Raw genomic sequence first — 22,920 nt, 5'->3', positions numbered from 1 at the left:
GCCGGACCACCGACATGCACCCCATCTCGTCCACAGGTGCCGGCGGCCGGCCGAGGGGCTATCCCTTGACCGCGCCGCCCAGTCCGGCGCCGCTGAGGAACAGGCGCTGGAAGGCGAGGAAGAGGGCGATCGGCAGCACCGTGGAGATCGCGAGCGCCGCGAGGAACACGTCGAGCTCCAGGTACGGGGCGATGGCGGGCAGCCGGACGGAGAGCGGCTGGTGGGCCGGGTCCGGGAGGACCAGCAGCGGCCAGAGGTAGTCCTTCCAGGCGGCGATGACGGCGAACACCGAGACGACGCCGAGGATGGGCTTCGACATCGGCAGCACGATGCTCCACAGCAGCCGGAAGGGTCCGGCGCCGTCGACGCGGGCGGCCTCGAAGATCTCGCGCGGGAGGCCGTCGAAGAACCGTTTGACGAGCAGCACGTTGAACGCGCTGGCGCCCATGGGCAGCCAGACCGCCCAGAACGTGTTGAGCAGGCTGATGTGGACTATCGGCACGTCGAGGATGGTCAGGTACAGCGGTACGAGGAGCACGACGGACGGCACGAAGAGCGTCGCGAGGACCAGCCCGAAGATCACGTTGCCGTACCTGGGCCGCAGCACCGACAGCACGTAGCCGCCGGTGGTTGCGACCAGGATCTGGAAGAACCAGGCCCCCAGCGCCACGATCAGCGTGTTGACGAAGTAGTGGTCGATCTCGGCCCGGTTCCACGCCGTGGCGAGGTTGGCCCAGTCGATCCCGGTGGGGAACAGCCCGAGCGGCTGGCGGAGGGTCTCCTGCGTCGGGGTGACGGCGGCCTTCGCGAGCCAGAGGATCGGCCCGAGCCCGACGACGACCAGGGTGATCAGCAGGCCGCCCTGCAGCACGCCGAGGGAGGTCCGTACGCTCGGCCGGCGCCGGTCGTGGGACGAGACGATGCCGCGTTCGATGGTGGCTGCCATATCAGCTGCTCCAGGGTCGGGTCACGCGGAAGTACACCGCGGAGAGGACTGCCAGGACGCCCGCGAGCATCAGGCTCAGGGCGGTCGCGGCCCCGTAGTTGCCGCCGAGGCTGCTCCCGAACGCGTAGTCGTAGATCAGCATCAGGACCGTGAGGGTCGCGTTGTTGGGGCCGCCCCCGGTGAAGAGGAACGGCTCGAGGAACACCTGTGAGGTGCCGATGATCTGCAGGATCAGCGTGATGAAGAGGACGCCGCGCAGCTGCGGCAGCGTCACGTGCCAGATCTTGCGCCACACGCCCGCGCCGTCGACCTCCGCGGCCTCGTAGAGCTCTGTCCGCACCCCGACGAGTGCGGCGAGGTAGATGATCACCGTCCCGCCGGCCGCAGCCCAGGTCGCTTCGAGGACCAGGGACGGCATGGCGCTGGTGGCGTCCTGGAGCCATGGGTACGGGCCGAGCCCCACCCAGCCCGCGATGGTGTTGAACACGCCGGTGTCCGAGGCGTCGTAGAAGAACTTCCACAGGAGCACCGCCACGACGGGCGGCACGACGACGGGCAGGTACGCCAGCGCGGAGAAGAGGCCCCGCATCCGTCGCACCTCGCTCATCAGTACCGCGGCGGCCAGCGGCAGCGGGTACCCGAAGACGAGCGCGAGCAGGGCGAACCACAGCGTGTTCTGGACGGCTTTGCCCAGCAGCGGGTCCTGCAGCACGAACACGAAGTTGTCGAGCCCCACGAACACGGGAGCGGTGACGAGGTTCGTCTCCTGGACACTCATGACGAGCGCGCGACCGATCGGGAACCAGGAGAAGACGCCGAACACGAGGATCATCGGCAGCGCGATGATCAGGGTGCTCAGACCGCCCTCGCGCAGCCAGTCCTTCGGCGTGCGCCGCCGGGTGCGGCGGGGGCGCGGGCGTGACGGCGGTGGTGGTGCCGGAGCCGTGGCTCGCAGCGGGCTGGAGATGGTCGTCATCGTGGATCCTTCGCTTCGTCGGTCGAGCGTGTCCCGCCGCCGGCCGGGGCCACCGGTGGCCCCGGCCGGCGGGAGGTCAGCTGCGGTCGAGCAGGCCCTGGACCTGGGTCTGCGCGTCGGCGAGCAGTGCGTCGATGTCCGCGTTCTCGTCGGTCAGCACCGCCTGGACCACCGGGTCGAGCGCCGCGTACACGTCCTGGGTCGCGACGGCGGGCTCGGGGATGACCGGCTGGTCGAACATCTGCTCCGTCATCGGCGCGAAGTTCTCCAGCGGGACGTTGACGAGGTCCTTGATCCAGGCCTGCTGCTCCTCGTACGTCTCCCGGTCGAAGATCGGCAGGGCGGGAGCGCCGACGGGCTGGTCGGTCTCGGCGAGGACCTCGGCGTCGGCCGTGGCGGCCTCCTGGTCGGTCAGCTTGGAGATGTAGTAGAAGTCGATCCACTTCACCGCCGCCGCCTGCTCGGCCGCGGATGCCGCGGAACTCACCGCGGCGAGCGTGCCGCCGCCGAGCGTGCCTGCGTCGTCGCCCTCCAGGGGCAGCACCGTGACGCCGTACTCGTCGGGGTTCATCTGGTTCTGGGTGAACAGGTTGGGGTAGTTCGCCCCGCCCGAGATGTACATGCCGATCTTCCCGGCGGCGAAGTCCTGGTTGATGGTGCCCCAGTCGTACAGGAAGCTGGCGCCCATCGAGTCGTCCTCCCAGCGCATCTCCTGCAGCATCTCGAGCGCCTGGACCGTGGCGTCGTTGTCGACGGTGGCGGTCACCTCCTCGCCCTCACCCTCGACGATGCGGCCGCCGAGCGCGTACGTCTCGGTGGTGAGGATCCAGCCGCCCGTGTTGCTCTGCGTCATGTGGGCGTAGCCCGCCTGGCCGGTCTTGTCCGCGATGGCCTTGGCCGCCTCGCGCACCTCGTCCCACGTCGCCGGCGGGTTGTCCGGGTCGAGCCCGGCCTCCTCGAAGAGCGCCCGGTTGTAGTGCAGGCCCTGGTTGTAGGCGGCGATCGGGATGGCCCACATGCCGCCGTCGGCGTCCTGGCCTGCCTCGGCGATGATCGGGTTGAACTGGTCCGCGTAGGGCAGCTCCGCCACCAGCTCGCTGACGTCGGCGATCTGCCCGCGCTCGATCAGGGCGCGGCCGTCGGTGAACGGGATGGGGAAGACATCGGGCAGCGTGCCGCCCGCGAGCTCCGCGGCGAACGTGGTGCCGGACCAGGTGAACTCCTTCGTCTCCACCTGGATGTCCGGGTTGGCCTCCTCGAACTGCGCGATGCGCTCGTCGAACGCGTCGATCGCCTCCTGCTCGAGACCGGCGTCGATGGAGACCTCGATGGTCACCGGGCCCGTGGGCTCCGCGGCCGGCTCCTCGGACGAGCCGCAGGCCGTGAGGGTTCCCGCGACGGACAGAACGCCCACCAGGGCGATCGCCGCGCGCTTCTGTGCTGACTTCATTGTCACTCCTTGGTCGTGTGCCGCTGGGGCGGCATCTGTGGGGGAAGACGAGTAGGGCAGAGGGGGGTCAGGACGGCAGGTCGAGCCAGACGGCTGTGTCCGGTCCGATCTCGCCGTCGACGGGGCCGCTCGCCAGGAGCACCGTGGCTCCGGCGGGCAGCGGGACGGGAGCCGTCCCGAGATTGACGACGCACGCGAAGCGTGCGCCGCGGGTGAAGGCGACGACGTCGTCGCCCTGGCCGTCGACATCAAGGTCGGCATCGAGGCCGAGCCACGTGAGCTCCTCGGCGTGCAGCGCCGGGAGGTCGCGCCGCAGGTGCAGCGCACGGCGGTAGAGGCTCAACATCGAGTCCGGGTCGCCGTCCTGCGCTTCCACGGAGCGGTCGCGCCAGCCGGTGGGCTGAGGCAGCCAGGGCGCCCCGCCGCCGTCGGGCCCGAACCCGAGGCTCGTGCCGGCCCGGGTCCACGGGAGCGGGACACGGCAGCCGTCCCGGCCGGGGTCGACGCCGTCGGACCGGAAGTGCATGGGGTCCTGGATGAGCTCCTTCGGGACCTCTGCCTCGGGCAGGCCGAGCTCGTCGCCCTGGTAGACGTACAGGGCGCCGGGCAGCGCGGCGACCAGCAGCGCGGCGGCCCGCGCCCGGCGCGTGCCGAGCTCCAGGTCGGACGGCGTGCCGAACCGCTTGGCCGCGAAGTCGAAGGACGAGTCCTCCCGCCCGTACCGGGTGACGGGCCGCGTGACGTCGTGGTTCGACAGCACCCAGGTGGCCGGTGCACCAACTGGGGCGTGCGCCTCGAGGGTCATCCGGATCGACTCACGCAGCTCCTTCGCGTCCCAGGGGCGGGCCATGAAGTCGAAGTTGAACGCCGTGTGCATCTCGTCGGGGCGCAGGTACTGGGCGAACCGCTCGTGGTCGGCGAGCCACACCTCGCCCACGAGCACGCGCGGCTCGGTGTACGAGTCGGCGACGCGCCGCCAGCCGCGGTAGACGTCGTGGATCTCGTCGCGGTCCAGGTGGGGGTGCTCCCCCGGGCCCGGCGTCTCCGGGACCTCGGGCAGCCCGGGGTCCTTGACGATGAGCGCCGCCGAGTCGATCCGGATGCCGGCCGCGCCGCGGTCGAACCAGAACCGCAGGACGTCCTCGTGCTCCTGCCGGACGTCGGGGTGGTTCCAGTTCACGTCCGGCTGCTCAGGGGTGAACAGGTGCAGGTACCACTGGCCGGGTGTGCCGTCCGGGTTGGTCGTGCGGGTCCAGGTCTGACCCTGGAAGCTCGAGACCCACCCGGTCGGGATCTGTGCCCCGTCGGCGCCCCCGCCGTCGTGGAACCAGAACCGCTCGCGCTCCGGCGAGCCGGGGCCTGCCGCGAGCGCCGCACGGAACCATTCGTGCTCGGCCGAGATGTGGTTGGGGACCACGTCGACGATGGTCCGGATGCCCAGCTCGCGGGCCTCGGCGATCAGCGCCTCGGCGTCGTCCAGGGTGCCGAACGCCGGGTCGATCCGGCGGTAGTCCTGCACGTCGTAACCGCCGTCCGCCAGCGGCGAGACGTACCAGGGCGTGTACCAGATGGCGTCCACGCCCAGGTCCCGCAGGTAGCCCAGCCGCGAGCGGACGCCGGCGAGGTCACCGGTCCCGTCGCCGTTCCCGTCCGCGAAGCTGCGCGGATAGATCTGGTAGATCACCGCGCTGCGCCACCACTCGGGCCCGGCGGGTTGCGGGTCGGCTGCAGGCTCGGACGTCGTCGTCATGCAGTGAACCGTAAGTCACATGACAACGACTGCGCAAGAACTCGACATTATCCTTATCGATTTGTGACAGCTCGATTCGTCACAACCTTCAGCGCGGCGGTGGAGGCGCGGACCACGAGCTCCGGCTCGAAGAGCAGCTCGTCGCGCGGCACGTCGCCGCCGTCGATGAGCGCGGCGAGCAGGTCGACGGCCGCGCGCCCCATCGGCTCGATCGGCTGGCGGACGGTGGTGAGGGCCGGGTCGGTCGAGTTCATCAGCGCCGAGTCGTCGAACCCGACCACCGAGACGTCCGCCGGGCACGACAGCCCGACCCGGCGCACCGCCCGGATCGCGCCGAGGGCTAGCGGGTCGCTGGCACAGACGATCGCGGTGGCGCCGCGCTCGATCAGCCGGTTGGCCGCGGCCTGGCCGCTCTCCAGCGAGTACTGCGAGTGCACCACCAGGTCGTCGTCCAGCTCGAGGTCGTTCCGCTGCGCGAACCGGCGGGCGGCGGCGAGCTTGCGCTCCGACGGGACGTGGTCGGCCGGGCCCAGCAGCAGGCCGATCCGCTGGTGCCCGAGCGACGCGACGTGCCCCATCGCCTGCTCGATCGCGACGAGGTCGTCGGTAGCGACCCGCGGGAAGCCGAGGTCCTCTATCGACGCGTTCATGAGCACCACGGGCAGCCCGAGGTCCTCCAGCCGCCGGTAGTGGGAGTGGTCGGCCTCGCGCTCGGCGTAGAAGCCACCCGCGAAGATCACGCCGGAGACCTGCTGCTGCAGCAGGAGATCGATGTACTCGGCCTCCGTGACGCCGCCGGCCGTGCGGGTGCAGAGCACGGGCGTGTACCCCTGCTGGGCCAGCGCGCCGCCGATCACCTCCGCGAACGCGGGAAAGATCGGGTTCACCAGCTCGGGAAGAACCAGCCCGACGAGCTTGCCGCGGCTGCCGCGCAGCTTGGTGGGCCGCTCGTAGCCCAGCACATCCAGCGCCGTCAGCACGGCATCCCTGGTGCTCTGGGACACTCCTGGCTTTCCGTTGAGCACACGACTGACCGTCGCCTCGCTCACGCCGACCTTCTTCGCCACATCCGCTAACCGTCTCGACATGACGTCGATCCTAGTCACGGAGAACGCAAACCGCTTGCAGGGATTGCATACCCCTGCAAGCGGCTTGCGTGTCCCGGCGTCGGACGCCGGCGGTGGATCAGGAGGCTACGGCGACCTGCCGCAGCTCGATGGCGAGCTGCTCGTCCACCCGTCCACGCAGGTGGGTACCCGCGGCGACGTGCTCGGTCAGGTCGATGTCACCGTGCTCGTGCACGCGGTGCACCAGGTCGCCCCGCTCGTACGGGACCACGAGGTCGATGGCGACGCCCGGCCGCGGCAGCTCGGCCGCGACGCGGGCCCGCAGCTCGGCGATGCCCTCGCCGGAGTGCGCGGAGACGACGGCGGTGTGCCGCTCGCGCCGCTGGATCCGGCCCACGACCGTCGGGTCGGCGATGTCGGCCTTGTTCAGCACCACGATCTCGTGCACCTTGTCGAAGGCCGGGATCTCGGAGAGCACCTCCCGCACCGCGGTGATCTGCCCCTCGGGGTCCGGGTGGGACGCGTCGACCACGTGCAGCAGGATGTCGGCGTCGCCGACCTCCTCCAGCGTGGACCGGAACGCCTCGACGAGCTGGGTCGGCAGCCGCCGCACGAAACCGACGGTGTCGGTCAGCGTGTAGACGCGGCCATCCTCGGTCTTGGTGCGCCGCACGGTCGGGTCCAGGGTCGCGAACAGCGCGTTCTCGACCAGCACGCCCGCGCCGGTCAGCGCGTTCAGCAGCGAGGACTTGCCGGCGTTCGTGTAGCCGGCGATGGCGACCGCGGGGATCGCGTTGCGCTTGCGGCTCAGCCGCTTGGTCTCGCGGGCCGGCTTCATCGCGACGATCTCGCGCCGCAGCTTGGACATCCGGTCACGGATGCGCCGCCGGTCCAGCTCGATCTTGGTCTCACCGGGACCGCGCGAGCCCATGCCCGCACCCGCGCCGCCCACCTGGCCACCGGCCTGGCGGGACATCGAGTCACCCCAGCCGCGCAGACGCGGCAGCAGGTACTCGAGCTGGGCGAGCTCGACCTGGGCCTTGCCCTCACGGGACTTCGCGTGCTGCGCGAAGATGTCCAGGATCAGGGCGGTGCGGTCGACGACCTTGACCTTCACCACGTCCTCCAGCGAACGACGCTGGGACGGGGCGAGCTCGCCGTCGACGATCACGGTGTCGGCGCCCGTCGCCATGACGACCTGGGCCAGCTCGAGGGCCTTGCCGGAACCGAGATACGTGCCCGGGTCGGGCTTCTGCCGGCGCTGGAGCATGCCGTCCAGCACCTGGGAGCCGGCCGTCTCGGCCAGTGCGGCGAGCTCGCGGAGCGAGATCTCGGCGTCACGGGCCGCGTGCTCGCCACCCGTGAAGAGGCCGACGAGCACCACCTTCTCCAGGCGCAGCTGCCGGTACTCGACCTCGGTGACGTCCTCGAGCTCGGTCGACAGGCCGGCCACGCGGCGCAGCGCTGTGCGCTCCTCGAGCTCAAGCTGGTCGCCGTCCGCCACGGTGTGCACCGTGGCGCCGTCGGCACGTGCGGTCCCCGCCCGAGCGAGAACCCGTGCCACGACATCGTTCGCGATCGCCTGGGCATCAGGCTGGACCTCGCGGAGTTCGGGCGTCTCCTCTGCGGGGAGCTCGGGCTCTGTCGGGGTGTGGGTCATGTACTACCTAACTCTCGATTGTTCTTCCGTCTGTACAACAAGGATCCCACGGCCGAAAGTCCCGCGGCTATGTCTTTCCCGACCGGGTCACCGGGGGCCTGGCGTCAGAAGTCCAGCCGCATCACCCGGCGCCGTTTCGTCGGCCGGCTGACCTCCGTCAGACCCGCAGCCGCGAACGGTCCCGGCGTACCGACGTTGACCTCGCCCCACGCGATCTCCTGGCCTGGGTTCGGCACGATCGGGTAGCCCTCGACGGCCTGGGCGCCCCGCTCCCGCGCGTGCTCGACGGCGGCAGCGGCCAGCTCGTACATCAGGCCCTGCTTGCGGTGGCCGACGCGGACGGCGAAGCACGTGACCGCCCACACGCCGTCGTCGTCCTTGTCCTCGTGCCGGCCCGCCCACGGGACCTGGCTGCCGCGGTACCGGACGAACTCCGTGCGGGGCGCGACCGCCACCCAGCCGGCGGGCTCGCCGTCGACGTACGCGACCAGGGCGCCGGTCGTCGGCGCGTCCGGGCCCGCGTCGAGCTGCTCACGCAGGTGGTGGCCGCGCTCCTCGACCGAGAGGTACCACCAGGCCCGGTCGCCGAGCCGGATCCGCTGGCACTGGCAGTGGTGGGCGCCGCCCCGCAGACCGAACACGGTCTGCACGTCGTCCCACCGGTCCGGATCAGCCGGCACGATCTCCATGCCGGAAGTTCTTGGGACGGTTGGAATCTGGCTCTTTGGGACGATGGTGCGGGTGGTCGTCCCGTCGGGCGATAGGGAACTGCCGTAGTACCGGTCTCGGCCGTTCGAAGTCGGCTCGGCAGCAGGAACTCCAGGCGTTCTTCGGCCCGCTCCACGATATCGATAGCGCGTTCGACCCCGGCGAACGACCGGGGGGACGGCAGCAGCACGCGACGGGCCGCGATCACCACTTTCTCCCGACCGTCTCGACGGCGAGGTTGCCGAGCTCGGCCGCCGCCTCCGGCACCAAGCCGGCGTCATCCAGGCTCGCCACCGCGGCGGTGACGAGCGACTCGGCCGACTCCATGCTGGAGCGCCGCCCGCCGCAGACCTCGACCAGCTCGGCGGCGCGCCGTAGCTGGGCCTCGTCGAGCGGTTCGACCCAGGTGAAGAACCCGGCCAGCTCGGCCGCCTCAGGAAGGTCCGAGCCGAGCGCGGCGGTCACCGGCAGGGTCTTCTTGCGGCTGCGCAGGTCGGAGTAGACGGCCTTGCCGGTGATCTTCGGATCGCCCCAGATGCCCAGGAGGTCGTCGATATGCTGGAAGGCCAGGCCGAGCCGGAGCCCGAAATCTCGCAGGGCCCCCACCTGGTGGTCGGTGCCACCCGCGAACAGAGCTCCGAGCGCGGTCGCACAGCCGATGAGCGAGGCGGTCTTGGCCTCGGCCATCGCCACGCACTCGGCGATACCGACCCTCTCGCGCTTCTCGAAGTAGAAGTCGGCCAGCTGTCCCTCGACCAGAGCGCGGACGGTCGTGGCCAGCAGGCCGGACCCGGCTGCGGCCCGCGCGTCGCCGGAGCTCGCGAGCACCTCGAAGGCCAGCGCGTGGAGCGCGTCGCCGACGAGAATCGCCTCCGTGACGCCGAAGACCTTCCAGACCGTGGGGCGGTGCCTGCGGAGATTGTCCTGATCAATGATGTCGTCGTGGACGAGCGAGAAGTTGTGGACGAGCTCCACGGCCACGGCCGCAGGTACGGCGGGCCGCCAGTCGTCGGCCACTGCCCTGGCCGCGAGCAGAGTCAGCAACGGTCGCAGAGCCTTGCCGGAGCTCCCGTCAGCCGGCTTGCCCGCGACGTCCGTCCATCCGAAGTGGTAGGACGCGATGCGGGATGCGGCGTACGGAAGCCGGGCGACGGCGGCCCTCAGCCCGTCGTCGATGGCCTCACGCTCGGGCGTGTATTGGTCGGTCAGGACGGTCATGAGTCCTCCCTCTTTGGCACGTCCGGTGTCAACTGTTCGGGGCTGAGGGCTTCAACTGGCTGGTGGGGTTAAGTGCTGAGAGGACGCAGATGTCGGTGAGGACGGGCACGTCCCAGGGGATCGGGCGGGGGCCTGCTTGGTCCGGTCGTGAGGTGAAACCTCCGTCAGGCTGTTGTTGAGCCAGCAGGTAGCCGAGCCCCGCGCGGTGGGTGGGTGTCGTGTGCCAGTTCCGGCTGGCCAGGAGCGCGTACGACGTGCTGATGGGGTCGCTTGGCTCAGTGGGCTGTTGTCCCCAGCCGCCGTCTGGGTGTTGTGTGGTCGCCAGTCGGCTCATAGCCAGAGAGGTCACCTGGTTGACCCGAGTGCGCGTCGGGGGTGCCTGGAGGTGTTGGGTGTGCTGGAGAGCTTGCAGGGCGCGGAAGATGGAATTGGCCTCACTCGAACTCCAGCTGCGCTCGAAGGTGCCGTCAGGTTGCTGCGCGCTGAGCAGGTATTCCAGGGCGGCCGGTGCGATCTCGGCTCGGCCGCGCGCGTCAGGTGTCAGGGCGGTCAGGGCACCGGCGGTCATGGCGATCTCGGAGGGGTGTCCGTGGCGGAAGGTAGGGAATCCACCGTCCGGGTTGGCTATGGCCAGCAGATATTCGCCCCCTGCGTCGATCTGAGTGGCGTAGCGGGCGGGGTTGAGCGCCCAGAGGAGCTGGAGGCAGTAGGCGGTGTCGTCGACGTCACTTTGCCGAACGTTCTCGGCGTAGGCCCACCCACCGTCGGCCAGCTGACGGTCGGCCAGGTAGTCGCCCATCGCGGCTGGCAGGTGGCGGGGCAGATCGGGGGCGGTGAGCATAGCCAGACCGGCGGTGGCAGTGCAGAAGATCTCCATGCCGTCGACGAAGGGGAGCCCTCCGTCGGGGTTCTGGCAGGACAGCAGGTCGGCGATGCCGTCGTCGACCAAGCGGTGGCCGGGGTCGCAGCGGTGCAGCGCAGTCAGGGCCAACAAGTAGGCGAAAACGTTTCGTTCCAACGCGGGCTTGCCGCCGTCGCGAGCCAGCCGGTCGGTGAGGAATGCCAAGCCGGCATCGTCACGCTGACCGCGGGCATGCAGATGCAGGAGCTTCACCGCGCACAGGGTGGCGTCCCCCCAAGAGGTGATTCCCCGGTAGCGGATAGCGGCGGGGTCGACGTCCTCGCTGAAGGGGATCGCGCCGAGCACGGCGAGCACGGTGCTGAACGTGAGGAACTTGCGGGGCGCGGTGAAGTGGTCGAAGCTCTCGAGCCAGGCGGTCGCACGCTGTGGTCGTAGGGAGGGGTGTTCGGCCTGCAGGGCCGCGTCGACCAGGAGGCGATCGAACGTCTCGGGGCCCGCCGGGACGGTGCGCAGATAGCTGGCGATCTGGGCTTGGCGGTCGTGATGCTGCCGCGCGTCGCGCAGCAGAACGAGGGTCAGGGCGGACTCGAGTGCCCTGCTGGCGCAGCGGTCCCGTACCGCACCGTCATCGGAGACGTGAGTGAGCAGGTGCGCGACGAGCCTGTCGCGGGCCTGCGCCACACGGGAAAGATCAGGGAGCGTCTGGGTACTCACATGGAACCTCCGTTGTGTGTGGCGGCGAGGAGGGACCACCCGCCTTAGCGGCAACAGAAAACACCAACGGAGCGCATGATTCGAGACATGACACGTTCCCACCCCGATGCGTTTATGGCACACCAGACCAACGAGACGCTGCTCAGCGTAGATAGAAACCATCGATCCGGTCAATGGAAAGTCAATGAAAGTCGGTGAGACGTCGGTGTGCCCCCTTTGCGGCTCTACCATCTGGTAGATGACCCATACCTCGCTCACCGACATGTCCGGATGCGACTTCGGCATCCGCGTCCCCGACCGAATCCACCCTGAGGCGGGGCGCATCGGTGAACGCCTCCTGGAGTGGTCTTCCCAGGTGGGCCTGACAGTCGATGCCCGTGAGCGTGCCCGCTTGGATGCCGCCGGACTCCACCTGCTGGCCGCCCGCATCCTGCCTGACGCCCTCCGCGCAGACGTTGAGCTCTTCGCCCAGTGGATCGCCTGGCTCACATACCTCGATGACGAGCAGGACGAGGGGGCCATGGGCCGTTCCACCGCTACCATCGAGGCCACCTTCAGCCCCGTCCTGCGAATCCTCGACGACCGACCCGTCCTCGAGGGCAGCGGACCGGCAGCTCAAGCCCTGGCCGACCTGTGGCCGCGCACCGCCGTCGGCATGTCAGCGGCCTGGCAGCGCAGGATCCGTCACCACATAGACCGCTATCGCGACGCCTTCCTCGTGCAGTCCGCCCACCATCGCCACGGCACCGTCCCCAGCCCCGAGGACTACCCTGCCCTGCGGCGCTACGACAGCGGCATGTTCATCTACGACCTCATCGAAGTCGCCCACGGCACCGAAGTGCCCCATCACATCACCGACGCCCATGCCTGGCCCGAGCTGTGCGCCGCCTCCAGCGACATCATTGCCTGGTGTAACGACCTCGCCTCCCTGCGCCGGGAAACAGCCCAGGGCGAGACTACGAACTACGTCACCGTCCTGCAGCGCGCCACCGGTTGCAGCCAGACCGCCGCCATCAGCCAGGTCGCCGACCACATCCGCGCCCGCAGTGCCGGGCTTGCCGCCGCTCGCAGCCACCTGCTGGCACACGTCCGAGATACCAGCCCCGGTCTGCTCGCTGATATCTCGACGGTCGCTGACACCATCAGCGTCATGCCAGGAGCCCACCTCGCCTGGCTACCCGAATCAGGACGCTTCTCGTCTTGACCCACAGCACTGGAGATTTCCGTCGCACAGGTGTCAGTTTTCATGCGCGTCGGCCGCCAGCCAGGCACAACGCCTTCGACCGGCCGCTGACTACTCGCCCGCGCATGTCCACCACCTGGCACTTCCACGGGGTTGGCACCGGTCATGCCAGGCGGCAAGCGCCTACGATGACGCGGTGTCCACCGACCACTACTTCACCGCGCAGCCCGCCTCGGACGACGAGCGCCGCACCCGCACCATCCACCTCTCCGGTCGTGAGCTGGAGGTCGAGGTGGCACCGGGGGTCTTCTCGCCCGGCGGGGTCGACAAGGGCACGACGGTGCTGCTCAACGCGGTTCCGGCGCCTCCGCCGTCGGGCAACCTGCTCGACCTGGGGTGCGGCTGGGGCCCCATCACCATCTCCCTCGCGCTGGAGGCGCCGCACGCCACGGTGTGGGCAGTGGACGTCAACGAGCGGGCCCTCGACCTGGTGCGGCGCAATGCCGAGCGGCTCGGCCTGACGAACGTCCGCGCGGCGCTGCCCGACGACGTGCCGGAGGACATCACGTTCGACACGTGCTGGTCCAACCCGCCGATCCGCGTGGGCAAGCAGGCGCTGCACGACCTGCTGACGCGGTGGCTGCCGCGGCTCGCGGACGGCGCCGAGGCGTGGCTGGTGGTGCAGAAGAACCTGGGGTCCGACTCGCTCGCGCGCTGGATCACCGACACGCTCGACCTGCAGGTCGAGCGGGAGACGTCGTCCAAGGGGTTCCGCGTCCTGCGGGTCGCGGGCTGACCTGTCAGACCTCCGCGCACGTGTCAGACCCGTGAGTCACCTGAGTGACCTGTACGTCTGACACGTGCGCCTGGGTCTAGCTAGCGCGCGACGTGGCCCGAGTACACCAGCTCAGCGGGGCCCGCGAGCTCGACGTTGCCGCTCGGCAGTACACGCACCCGCACCTCGCCACCCGGCACCTCGACGATCCACGTGTCGGGCGCGCCGACACCGGACGAGCCGGCCTGCCAGGTCCGCACCGCAAGCGCAGCGGCGCACGCGCCGGTCCCGCACGACGGCGTCTCGCCGACCCCGCGCTCGTGCACGCGCATGCGGAGGCGGCCGACGACGCCGTCCGGCCCCTCCTCCTCACCGAGCGGCACCACGAGCTCGACGTTGGTGCCGTGCGGGGGCAGTGGCGCGACCTCGGGGGCGTGGAAGAGCTCGAGCGAGTCGAGCTCGTCGAGGCTCGCGAGGGCGACGACGGTGTGCGGGTTGCCGAGGTCGACGCTGAGGGCGGGACGGGGTGCGGTCCAGCCGTGGACCGCCACCGCCGCGTCGTACCCCTCGGCCGCGGCGGACTCGCCGCCGGGCAGGAACCAGGGGCCCATGTCGACGGCGTACCAGCCGCCGGGCTCCTTGGTGACGCGCTTGACGCCCCCGCGGGTGCCGAGGCTGAGGGGCCCGGTGGACAGGTCGGCGAGCCCCTCCTGCTCGGCGAACGCCGCGAAGACCCGCACGCCGTTGCCGCACATCTCGGCGACGGAGCCGTCCGCGTTGCGGTAGTCCATGAACCATTCGGCGGTCGGGTCCTCCGCGAGCGCGGCCTGGGCGGCCTCCTCACCGGCGCGGGCGAGGGCGGCGGTCGGCGCGAGCCGGATCACGCCGTCGCCGCCGATGCCGCTGCGGCGGTCGGCCAGCCTGCGCACGTCGGCGGGCCCGAGGTCGAGCGTGCCCTCCGGGTCCGCGATCAGCACGAAGTCGTTCTGCGTGCCGTGCCCCTTCGTGAAGGCAAGGGTGCCGGATGTCGGCACGGAGGGCACAGGGCTGGTCGCGGGCTGCGTCATGAGCCCAGGCTACGGCGCACGGGTTCGGATCCGGCAACCGGCAGGGCCCCGTCGTCAGCGGCGGCGACGATCGCGAGCGCCTCGTCGAGCAGGCGGGGCGAGGCGGCGTCGAGCCAGTGGACGCGCGGGTCGCGGCCGAACCAGCCCATCTGCTTGCGGGCGAGCCGCCGGGTGTTCGCGGTGATCGCCTCCGTGGCCTCCGCCTCGGTGAGCTCGCCGCGCCACCAGGCGAGCACCTCGGCGTAGCCGACGGCGCGGGCGGCGGTCACTCCGAGACCGGATCCGGTGCCGCCCTGCTCAGGGCTCGCCAGTGCGCGCACCTCGTCCACGAGGCCCGTGTCCCACATGCGGTCGACACGCGACGCCACCCGCGCGTCCAGCACCTCGCGGGAGCAGTCGAGCCCGATCTGCACGGCGGGCCGTACGTACTCCTGCCGGGGCAGGTTGGCCGTGTACGGGCGGCCGGTGATCTCGATGACCTCCAGCGCGCGCACTATCCGGCGGGTGTTGTGCGGGTCGATGCTCTCCGCCGCCTGTGGGTCGAGGCCAGCGAGCTCGGCGTGCAGGGCGCGGCGGCCCTCGGCCTCGGCGCGCGCCTCGAGCCACGCCCGGACCTCGGGATCGGTGCCCGGGAAGTCCATCGCGTCGAGCAGGGCCCGTACGTACAGCCCGGACCCACCGACGACGACGGCGCGCGCACCCCGCCTGGCGATCGCGTCCAGGTCGGCGCGTCCCGACTCCTGGTAGCGCGCGACGGAGGCGTCCTCGGCGGGCTCCAGCACGTCGAGCTGGTGGTGCGCGATCCCGCGCCGTTCGGCCGGCGGCACCTTGGCCGTCCCGACATCCATGCCTTGGTAGAGCTGGTAGGCGTCGGCGTTGACGATCTCGGCGGGGCCCAGCGCCTGGGCCAGGTCGAGCGCGAGGTCCGACTTTCCGGTGGCGGTGGGACCTACGACGGCGACTATCACGCGGCCACTTTACGGGCCGCTGCCCTCTGTCTCCGTCACGTGAGCGTGGTCACGCGATAGGCCGGCGGCAGGTGGCCGTGCGACTGCTCGAACACCTGGACGTCGACGCGCCAGGCGTCGGCTCCGGCCGCGCGCAGCGCCGCCCGGATCCCGTCGGTGAGTGCGTCGGGACCGTCGTCCACCCCGCCGGGCGCTCCCCCGCCCGCGACGACCAGGCCGGTCGCACCGCGCAGCAGGTCGGCAACGCCGCCGCCGTCGAGCGACGTGCCGTCGGCCGGGACCTCCAGCGTCTCGACGTCGGTGGCCCGGTCTCCCAGCACGTCCGCGAGCGCCAGCAGCGCGACGGACGCGCCGGTGCCCGCGGGGGCGCCGTCCGCCCAGGACGCGGCAGCCGACGGGTCGGGTAACCAGCGGTCGCCGATACCGGCTCCCGCGAGCGACGGGCGCATCCGTCCGTGCCGGAGCGCGGGTCCGTGCGCAAGGACCAGTGGCAGCCGACCACCCGCGACGAGCTCCGCGAGGGCGGCCCGGACCGCGCCGCGCACCGCCATGAGGGGGTCCGCCCTCAGGCCGGGAGCGAGCCCCGGGACGAGCAACGGGGTCGCAGGCAGGATCACGGCTCGCACGATCCACGAAACTACACGGCCCGCGCCGATCCGGCCGCGCGCACAAGCTTCTGGACGATTCCACCCCATTTCCCACGTGTCCGACGCAGCGAGAGAAGGGGTCGGGCGGGTACTGTGGGCAGGTGAGGTTCTTCGGGTCACGACGCCGTAACACGGCGGGCGACGGCGACCGTGCGGCCACCGGCCCGCAACAGCCCGAGCCCAGGGAACTCGACGACGACGAGCTAAGGGCCCAGGTCGAAGGGGTTCTGCTCCGGGAGCTGACGGGCGGTCTCGACGATCCGTCGTCCATCCCTGAGCCGTTGACGCGCGACCGCGTCGTCGAGTGGCTGGGTGAGAACGGGTTCAGCTACTTCGTGGACTCGGAGGGCGACGTCGGCGGGCTGTGGCACGGCTGGCTGTTCTACTTCCTGATGGTCGGCGAGAGCTCCGAGGTGCTCCAGGTGCGCGGGCAGTGGCACCGGGACCTGACCATCGAGCGGCTCGAGGAGATCCTCGAGCTCTGCAACGAGTGGAACGCCGAGCGCATCTGGCCCAAGACGTACGTCCGGGTCCGTGACAACGGGGCGGTGCTCGTCTACACCGAGGTCACGGTCGACCTGGAGCACGGCGTCACCGAGGACCAGCTGGACCAGCTCCTGCAGTGCGGGCTGACCACCGGCTCCATGTTCTTCGAGCATCTCGACGAGACGTTCCCCGATCCGCTGAGGTCCGCACCATGAGCCCGCCCATCGGCGGGGGCGGACGCGGCGCGGGCCGCTGGCTCGCACGTCTGCTGAACCCGCGTCCGCCGGCCGCGCGGCGGTCCTCCGGCGCGCAGGTCCGGACCATCACCAACAGCCAGGTCGAGAAGCCCCGGCCGCTGAGCACGCAGCGTGTCGGCGACGATCTCTCGCGGCGCGGCTACCGGTTCCGCATCGACGACGACGGCGACGTCACGGGCACCTGGGACGGCAACCGGTTCTGGTTCCTGCTGCTCGGCGAGCACGACGAGATCCTGCAGGTGCGCGGCCGCTGGGCGGGCACGCTGCCCGCGGGGGCGCGCCTCGCCGTGCTCCAGGCCGCCAACGACTGGAACCGCGAGCGCATCTGGCCGAAGGTCTACACGCGCGAGGAGTCCTCGGGCCTCGCGCTGTACGCCGAGGTGTCGGTGGACTTCGAGCACGGCGCCACCGAAGAGCAGCTCGCCCAGACCGTGTCGTGCGGCCTGGTCACGGCCAGCCAGTTCTTCTCGACGGTGGCCTCGCTGGCCCCGCCGTCGGACGAGAAGCCGGACGAGTCGTCGTCGGACGGGAAGTAGGCAGCACCCACCACCGCCGGCCTGGTCTCCAACCCCATCGGCTGGACGATCCTGGAAGGATTGCGGCCGGCCCTCTTCGTCGTCGTCGGCGGGTGCTGCCTGCCAGTCGCGCTGGGGCAGCGGGCCAGGGTCCGCCATCTGGAGCGAGGCTCGCAGGACAGCTGATCCTCGCGGCGCCGACTCCCGCAGCGCGGGGCCGGCGCCGCGCTGCGTCAGCGACGCAGTGTCGGCAGGCCCAGGGAGACGGCGCCGGACGGCGCGGACGTGCCGTGCGAGTGCGTGTCCTCGCCCCCGCCGAGCCGTGCCTTCTCCCGCGCCGCCCAGGCGTCACCCGAGCGGGTCCGCCGCACCGGCAGACCGTCGGTGAGCGCAGAGTCCGCCAGCAGGTGGTGCGGGGCGGCCTTCGTCACGGTCACGGTCACCATGTCGCCGGGCCGCGGCAGCCCCTCGGGCACGACGTCGGCGAGGCGAGGGTCGTCCAGGCTCGCCGGTGCCTGTGTGAGGTCGGTGTCGGCGACGTAGGCGCCCGTCCTGGCCAGCGCGTCGGGCTGGGGCAGGGCGAAGTGCACCAGGCGGTTGTCCTCGGCGCGGCCCGACAAGCGGTGCCGCTCGCCGCCCTTGCGGCCGGAGTCCTCGGCGACGAGCACCTCGAGCGTGCGACCGACCTGCTTCGCGGCCTCTTCGCCGCCGACGCGGTCCTGCAGGGCGAGCAGGCGCTCGAACCGCTCCTGCACGACCTCCTTGGGCAGCTGGCCGTCCATGGTCGCCGCGGGCGTTCCAGGGCGCGGCGAGTACTGGAAGCTGAACGCGGAGCTGAACCGCGAGGCCTCGACGACGCGCAGCGTCTCGGCGAAGTCCTCCTCGGTCTCGCCCGGGAAGCCCACGATGATGTCGGTGGTGATCGAGGCGTCGGGCATGACGGCGCGGACGCGGTCGAGGATGCCGAGGAACTTCTCCGAGCGGTAGGAACGGCGCATCGCGCGCAGGATCCGGTCGGAGCCGGACTGCAGCGGCATGTGCAGCTGTGGCATCACGTTGGGCGTCTCGGCCATGGCGGCGATGACGTCGTCCGTGAACGCGGCGGGGTGCGGGGACGTGAACCGGACCCGCTCCAGACCCTCGATCCGGCCGCAGGCGCGCAGCAGCTTGGCGAACGCGCCGCGGTCGCCGAACTCGACGCCGTAGCTGTTCACGTTCTGGCCCAGCAGCGTCACCTCGATGGCGCCCGCCGCGACGAGGGCCTCGACCTCGGCCAGGATCTCCCCCGGCCGGCGGTCGCGCTCCTTGCCGCGCAGGTGCGGCACTATGCAGAACGTGCACGTGTTGTTGCAGCCCACCGAGATGCTCACCCAGCCGGCGTAGACCGACTCGCGCCTGGTCGGCAGCGTGGACGGGAAGACCTGCAGCGACTCCGCGATCTCGACCTGCGCCGACTCGTTGTGCCGGGCGCGCTCCAGCAGCACCGGCAGGGCGTCGAGGTTGTGGGTGCCGAAGACGACGTCGACCCACGGCGCCTTCGCCACGATGTCCCCGCGGTCCTTCTGGGCCAGGCACCCGCCGACGGCGATCTGCATGCCCGGCCTGGCGGCCTTGATGCTCGCGAGCTGGCCGAGGTTCCCGTACAGCTTGTTGGCGGCGTTCTCGCGCACCGCGCACGTGTTGATCACCACGACGTCGGCGGCGTTCGCGGCCTCGTCCTGGCTGGACGCGCGGGTGTAGCCCGCTTCCTCGAGCATCCCGGCCATGTGCTCGGAGTCGTGCACGTTCATCTGGCAGCCCAGCGTGCGCACCATATAGGTGCGCTGCGGCTGCTCCGGAACCTCGTCGTGGACGGCTGGATCGGTCCAGCGGTCGGTCGCGGCGGCGTCGGGCAGGGCTGGGGTGAGGGCGGTCGTGGACATCCCGTCAATTTTACGACCCCTGTCGAGTCGCGCCGAACAGGGGTCTTTCAACCTCATAGCGGGCATCTGTTACCGAAACGTTGTGCCCCGATGACCCGTCGACTTGGTCCTTGAAACATCGGATCGTTAGGTTCAAGGGATGGACCAGAGCACCCCGACCACCGGCCAACCGGCGGCCGACGAGACCGTGGACGCTCCGACGTCGGACCGCGTCCTCGGGGCGCCCCTCGTAGAGCTGACGCACGTCAACAAGCACTTCGGTGCGCTGCACGTCTTGCAGGACATCGACCTCACCGTCCGCAAGGGCGAGGTGCTGGTCGTGATCGGCCCGTCCGGGTCCGGCAAGTCGACGTTGTGCCGAGCGATCAACCGCCTCGAGACCATCGACGACGGCACCATCTCCGTCGACGGCAAGAACCTGCCCGAGGAGGGCAAGGCCCTCGCGCAGCTGCGCGCCGAGGTCGGCATGGTCTTCCAGTCGTTCAACCTGTTCGCGCACAAGACCGTGCTCGACAACGTGACGCTCGGCCCGCGCAAGGTGCGCGGCCTGTCGAAGAAGGACGCCGAGGCCGAGGCCATGACTCTGCTGGAGCGGGTGGGCGTGGGCAACCAGGCGCGCAAGATGCCCGCGCAGCTCTCGGGCGGGCAGCAGCAGCGCGTGGCCATCGCCCGGGCCCTGGCGATGAAGCCGAAGGTCATGCTGTTCGACGAGCCGACCTCCGCGCTCGACCCCGAGATGGTCAACGAGGTCCTCGACGTCATGGTGTCGCTCGCCCAGGAGGGCATGACCATGATCGTCGTCACGCACGAGATGGGCTTCGCCCGCAAGGCGGCGCACCGCGTGGTTTTCATGGCGGACGGCCAGATCGTCGAGGAGGCTCCCCCCGAGGAGTTCTTCACGGCGCCCAAGAGCGAGCGTGCCCGCGACTTCCTCTCCAAGATCCTTACCCACTGAACTTTATTGACTGATCCCAAGCCAAGGGTTCCGGTACCGGATCCCGTACTTACCGAAGGGGAATCATGCGCAAGCACACCATGGGGCTGCTGGCAATGGCGGCAGCGACCACTCTCACTCTCTCCGCCTGTGGCGGCGCCGAGGTCGGCGGCGAGCCGACCGATGGCGCCACTGACGGCGGTGCCGGCGGCGGCGACACCATCCGCATCGGCATCAAGTACGACCAGCCGGGCCTTGGCCTACAGGACGGCGACACGTTCACGGGCTTCGACACGGACGTCGCCCGCTACGTCGCGAACGAGCTTGGCTACTCCGAGGACCAGATCGAGTGGGTCGAGACCATCTCGGCCAACCGCGAGACGGCGCTGCAGAACGACGAGGTGGACATGATCTTCGCCACCTACTCGATCAACGACGAGCGCAAGGACCTCATCGACTTCGCCGGCCCCTACTTCGTCGCCGGGCAGGACCTGCTGGTCGCCGCCGACAACACGGACATCACCGGCCCGGAGGACCTCGAGGGCAAGAACCTCTGCTCGGTCACCGGATCGACCTCGGCGGAGAACATCAAGAACGACTACGCCGAGGGCGTGCAGCTCGTGGAGCGCCCCGGCTACGCCGACTGTGCCACCGCCCTCGCCTCCGGCGCTGTCGACGCCGTCACTACTGACGACATCATCCTCGCCGGCCTGGCCGCGACCGAGCAGAACGCCGGCAAGTTCAAGGTAGTCGGCGCGCCCTTCTCCGAGGAGCGCTACGGCGTGGGCCTGCCCGACGGCAGCACGGACACCTGCGAAGAGGTCAACGCCGCGATCACGAAGATGATCGAGGACGGCACCTGGGAAGAGCTGGTGGCCTCCAACACCGAGGGCGCCGACTACACCGCGAACGCGGAGCTCAACCCGCCGGAGCCGGACGCCTGCGCCTGATCTGCTGACCACCCTCTGATCTCCGTGCCCGACGCCGGACCGGCCGCCTCTCCAGGCGACCGCCGATCTGGCGTCGGGCACGTCCGGCGTCGCCGACCGGTGCCGCGACGCCCTTGACCATTCCTCCTGAAAGGTGACCGTGGACGACTTCCTCGCCGGGTTCGCCGAGCTCTTCGACCGGTACGACGTCCCTGGCGCGTTCCTGGTCAACATCCAGCTCACGTTCTGGGCCGCAATCCTGTCCCTGCTCCTCGGCACCGTGCTCGCGCTGATGCGCATCTCACCGATCGCATCGCTCCAGTGGGCCGGCACCGCCTACGTGACCGTCTTCCGGAACACGCCGCTGACGATCATCCTCACGTTCATGTACCTGGTGGTGTTCTCGCAGCTCGGGGTCACGCTGTCGGACGACCTCGCGACCACGTTCTTCTGGTTCGCGGTGATCGGCCTGTCGGTCTATCACGCGGCGTTCGTCTGCGAGGCCATCCGGTCCGGGGTGAACACGGTGCCGGTAGGTCAGGCCGAGGCCGCGCGTGCCATCGGGCTGTCGTTCTTGCCGGCGGCGGGCCTGGTGATCTTCCCGCAGGCGTTCCGTGGGGCCATCGCACCGCTCGGCAACACACTCATCGCGCTCCTGAAGAACTCGACCGTCGCCGCTGCGGCCTCGGTCGCCACCGAGACGTCGTCGCAGATGAGGACCATGATCGAGTTCCGACCCGACCTCATGGTCGCGATCTTCCTGACCTTTGCCATCGGCTACGTGATCCTGGTGATCCCGATCGGTGTGGGCACTACCTGGCTGTCGAGTCGACTGGCGGTGAAGCGATGAGCGCCTCCGTCCTCTTCGATGCCCCGGGCCCTCGTGGTCGGGCCGTGTCCGTCGTCGGTAACGTCGTCGCCGCCCTGGCGGTCCTCGCCGGGCTGGGCTGGTTGGCCTCGGTACTGGCCGCCAAGGGCCAGTTCGAGCCGTCGCTCTGGCAGAACGCAGTCTCCGCCGAGGCCTGGCAGTTCTACTATCTGCCAGGCCTGCAGAACACGCTGCGCTCAGCGCTGTTCGCCACGGTGGGCGCCGTCGTGTTCGGCATCGTCTTCGGCATCGGGCGCCTGTCGCACAACCGTGCGGTCCGGTGGATATCCGGTGTGGTCGTGGAGTTCTTCCGCGCGGTGCCTGTACTGCTGATGATGATCTTCTTCTACATGTTCTTCTCGGCACAGGCGCAGTGGATCGTCGACCGGCCGTTCGCCGCAGTAGTGGTCGCCCTCGTCCTGTACAACGGCTCCGTCATCGCGGAGCTGGTCCGGGCCGGAGTCGGGAACCTTCCGAAGGGGCAGGGCGAGGCAGGTCTGGCGATCGGTCTGACTCGCGGGCAGACGCTCCGCTCGGTCCAGCTTCCGCAGGCTCTGGTCGCCATGCTCCCTGCGATGGTGTCGCAGCTCGTGGTCGTGCTCAAGGACTCGGCGCTCGGTCAGTTCATCCTGTACTCCGAGCTGCTCCGGTCCGCCCAGATCCTCTCGTCCAAGGAGCAGAACCCGCTACAGGCGCTGGTCGTCGTGGCGATCGTGTTCATCGTGATCAACTGGCTGCTCACCGTCGTGGCGCACCGACTCGCGAGGCTGCTCTCCAGCCGGACGGCGGGGGCCACGGTCGAGGGCACCGGGATCGGCAACCCGACCGCCGCTGCCGGGTTCGTCGGTGCAGGCCCGGGTCCGGGCGGCACCTGACGCACGTGCTGGGAAGCTGGTGAAAGGTCGGTAAGAGGTCAGGTGGTGGGGGGGGGGGGGGGGGGGCGCACAGGACAATATTACACAGTGTATTGTTGGCCCCGGGCGCAGGGTGGCGAGTGGGGGCGGGGGGCGGCGGGGGT

General features: G+C 70.3%; 21 protein-coding genes. 8 read left to right on the top strand and 13 right to left on the bottom strand.

Annotated elements, in window-relative coordinates:
• Nucleotides 1-58 precede the first annotated feature (58 nt).
• From AB0F70_RS08420 to AB0F70_RS08380, 9 genes are all read right to left on the bottom strand, one after another.
• Nucleotides 59-946 (bottom strand): carbohydrate ABC transporter permease, encoded by an 888-nt coding sequence (locus AB0F70_RS08420; RefSeq protein ID WP_357446076.1) that lies wholly within the window; start codon nt 944-946, stop codon nt 59-61.
• Between the two features lies 1 nt (nt 947).
• Entirely contained in the window at nt 948-1,922 is a 975-nt protein-coding gene (locus AB0F70_RS08415; RefSeq protein ID WP_357446073.1) for a sugar ABC transporter permease, read from the bottom strand.
• Between the two features lie 76 nt (nt 1,923-1,998).
• Nucleotides 1,999-3,372, bottom strand: a complete 1,374-nt coding sequence (locus AB0F70_RS08410; RefSeq protein ID WP_357446070.1) for an extracellular solute-binding protein — start codon at nt 3,370-3,372, stop codon at nt 1,999-2,001.
• A 67-nt stretch (nt 3,373-3,439) separates the two neighbouring features.
• On the bottom strand, nt 3,440-5,122 hold the full coding sequence (locus tag AB0F70_RS08405) for a glycoside hydrolase family 13 protein (RefSeq protein ID WP_357446067.1): 1,683 nt from the start codon (nt 5,120-5,122) through the stop codon (nt 3,440-3,442).
• A gap of 53 nt (nt 5,123-5,175) precedes the next feature.
• The gene (locus AB0F70_RS08400; protein ID WP_357446064.1) at nt 5,176-6,210 is read right to left on the bottom strand and encodes a LacI family DNA-binding transcriptional regulator; all 1,035 of its coding nucleotides are present in this window, start codon (nt 6,208-6,210) and stop codon (nt 5,176-5,178) included.
• Nucleotides 6,211-6,307: 97 nt separating this feature from the next.
• Entirely contained in the window at nt 6,308-7,849 is a 1,542-nt protein-coding gene (gene hflX / locus AB0F70_RS08395) for a GTPase HflX (protein WP_357446061.1), read from the bottom strand.
• A 104-nt stretch (nt 7,850-7,953) separates the two neighbouring features.
• Nucleotides 7,954-8,538, bottom strand: a complete 585-nt coding sequence (locus AB0F70_RS08390) for a GNAT family N-acetyltransferase (protein ID WP_357446058.1) — start codon at nt 8,536-8,538, stop codon at nt 7,954-7,956.
• Between the two features lie 223 nt (nt 8,539-8,761).
• Entirely contained in the window at nt 8,762-9,775 is a 1,014-nt protein-coding gene (locus AB0F70_RS08385; protein WP_357446055.1) for a polyprenyl synthetase family protein, read from the bottom strand.
• A gap of 28 nt (nt 9,776-9,803) precedes the next feature.
• A complete protein-coding gene (locus AB0F70_RS08380; protein WP_357446052.1) occupies nt 9,804-11,351 on the bottom strand; it encodes a prenyltransferase/squalene oxidase repeat-containing protein in 1,548 nt (515 codons plus the stop codon).
• Between the two features lie 238 nt (nt 11,352-11,589).
• Between AB0F70_RS08380 and AB0F70_RS08375 the strand changes: the two genes are divergently transcribed.
• Nucleotides 11,590-12,555 (top strand): terpene synthase family protein, encoded by a 966-nt coding sequence (locus AB0F70_RS08375; RefSeq protein ID WP_357446049.1) that lies wholly within the window; start codon nt 11,590-11,592, stop codon nt 12,553-12,555.
• A 175-nt stretch (nt 12,556-12,730) separates the two neighbouring features.
• The gene (locus AB0F70_RS08370) at nt 12,731-13,330 is read left to right on the top strand and encodes a methyltransferase (protein ID WP_357446046.1); all 600 of its coding nucleotides are present in this window, start codon (nt 12,731-12,733) and stop codon (nt 13,328-13,330) included.
• An 80-nt stretch (nt 13,331-13,410) separates the two neighbouring features.
• Here AB0F70_RS08370 and dapF read toward each other — a convergent pair whose 3' ends face one another.
• The 3 genes from dapF to AB0F70_RS08355 are packed head-to-tail and all read right to left on the bottom strand — an operon-like array spanning nt 13,411 to nt 15,961.
• The gene (gene dapF, locus AB0F70_RS08365) at nt 13,411-14,376 is read right to left on the bottom strand and encodes a diaminopimelate epimerase (protein ID WP_357446043.1); all 966 of its coding nucleotides are present in this window, start codon (nt 14,374-14,376) and stop codon (nt 13,411-13,413) included.
• Nucleotides 14,373-15,344 carry a tRNA (adenosine(37)-N6)-dimethylallyltransferase MiaA gene (gene miaA, locus AB0F70_RS08360; protein ID WP_357446040.1) on the bottom strand — a complete coding sequence of 324 codons (972 nt, stop codon included), beginning with the start codon at nt 15,342-15,344 and terminating at the stop codon, nt 14,373-14,375. Before miaA ends, dapF begins: the two co-directional genes overlap by 4 nt.
• A 35-nt stretch (nt 15,345-15,379) precedes the next feature.
• Complete coding sequence (locus tag AB0F70_RS08355; protein ID WP_357446037.1) at nt 15,380-15,961, bottom strand: hypothetical protein; 582 nt, start codon at nt 15,959-15,961, stop codon at nt 15,380-15,382.
• A 131-nt stretch (nt 15,962-16,092) separates the two neighbouring features.
• On the opposite strand from AB0F70_RS08355, the gene AB0F70_RS08350 reads away from it, so the two are divergent.
• Both AB0F70_RS08350 and AB0F70_RS08345 read left to right on the top strand, forming a co-directional pair.
• On the top strand, nt 16,093-16,692 hold the full coding sequence (locus AB0F70_RS08350) for a YbjN domain-containing protein (protein WP_274994189.1): 600 nt from the start codon (nt 16,093-16,095) through the stop codon (nt 16,690-16,692).
• A complete protein-coding gene (locus AB0F70_RS08345) occupies nt 16,689-17,270 on the top strand; it encodes a YbjN domain-containing protein (protein WP_357446033.1) in 582 nt (193 codons plus the stop codon). The genes AB0F70_RS08350 and AB0F70_RS08345 overlap by 4 nt, the downstream gene beginning before the upstream one ends.
• A gap of 212 nt (nt 17,271-17,482) precedes the next feature.
• Here AB0F70_RS08345 and miaB read toward each other — a convergent pair whose 3' ends face one another.
• Nucleotides 17,483-19,171 carry a tRNA (N6-isopentenyl adenosine(37)-C2)-methylthiotransferase MiaB gene (gene miaB, locus AB0F70_RS08340; protein ID WP_357446030.1) on the bottom strand — a complete coding sequence of 563 codons (1,689 nt, stop codon included), beginning with the start codon at nt 19,169-19,171 and terminating at the stop codon, nt 17,483-17,485.
• A gap of 139 nt (nt 19,172-19,310) precedes the next feature.
• Here miaB and AB0F70_RS08335 point away from each other — a divergent pair, with 139 nt between their 5' ends.
• From AB0F70_RS08335 to AB0F70_RS08320, 4 genes are all read left to right on the top strand, one after another.
• Complete coding sequence (locus AB0F70_RS08335) at nt 19,311-20,126, top strand: amino acid ABC transporter ATP-binding protein (protein WP_357446027.1); 816 nt, start codon at nt 19,311-19,313, stop codon at nt 20,124-20,126.
• Between the two features lie 65 nt (nt 20,127-20,191).
• Nucleotides 20,192-21,055: a glutamate ABC transporter substrate-binding protein gene (locus tag AB0F70_RS08330; protein WP_357446024.1), complete on the top strand. Its 864-nt coding sequence runs from the start codon at nt 20,192-20,194 to the stop codon at nt 21,053-21,055.
• Nucleotides 21,056-21,194: 139 nt separating this feature from the next.
• Entirely contained in the window at nt 21,195-21,884 is a 690-nt protein-coding gene (locus AB0F70_RS08325; RefSeq protein ID WP_357446021.1) for an ABC transporter permease subunit, read from the top strand.
• Nucleotides 21,881-22,777, top strand: coding sequence for an amino acid ABC transporter permease (locus AB0F70_RS08320; protein WP_357446018.1), 897 nt, complete (start codon nt 21,881-21,883; stop codon nt 22,775-22,777). Before AB0F70_RS08325 ends, AB0F70_RS08320 begins: the two co-directional genes overlap by 4 nt.
• The last annotated feature ends 143 nt before the right edge of the window (nt 22,778-22,920 follow it).

The organism is Promicromonospora sp. NPDC023805, assembly GCF_040639635.1.
Taxonomy (GTDB): Bacteria; Actinomycetota; Actinomycetes; order Actinomycetales; family Cellulomonadaceae; genus Promicromonospora.
This window is presented reverse-complemented; position numbering and strand designations above follow the sequence as displayed.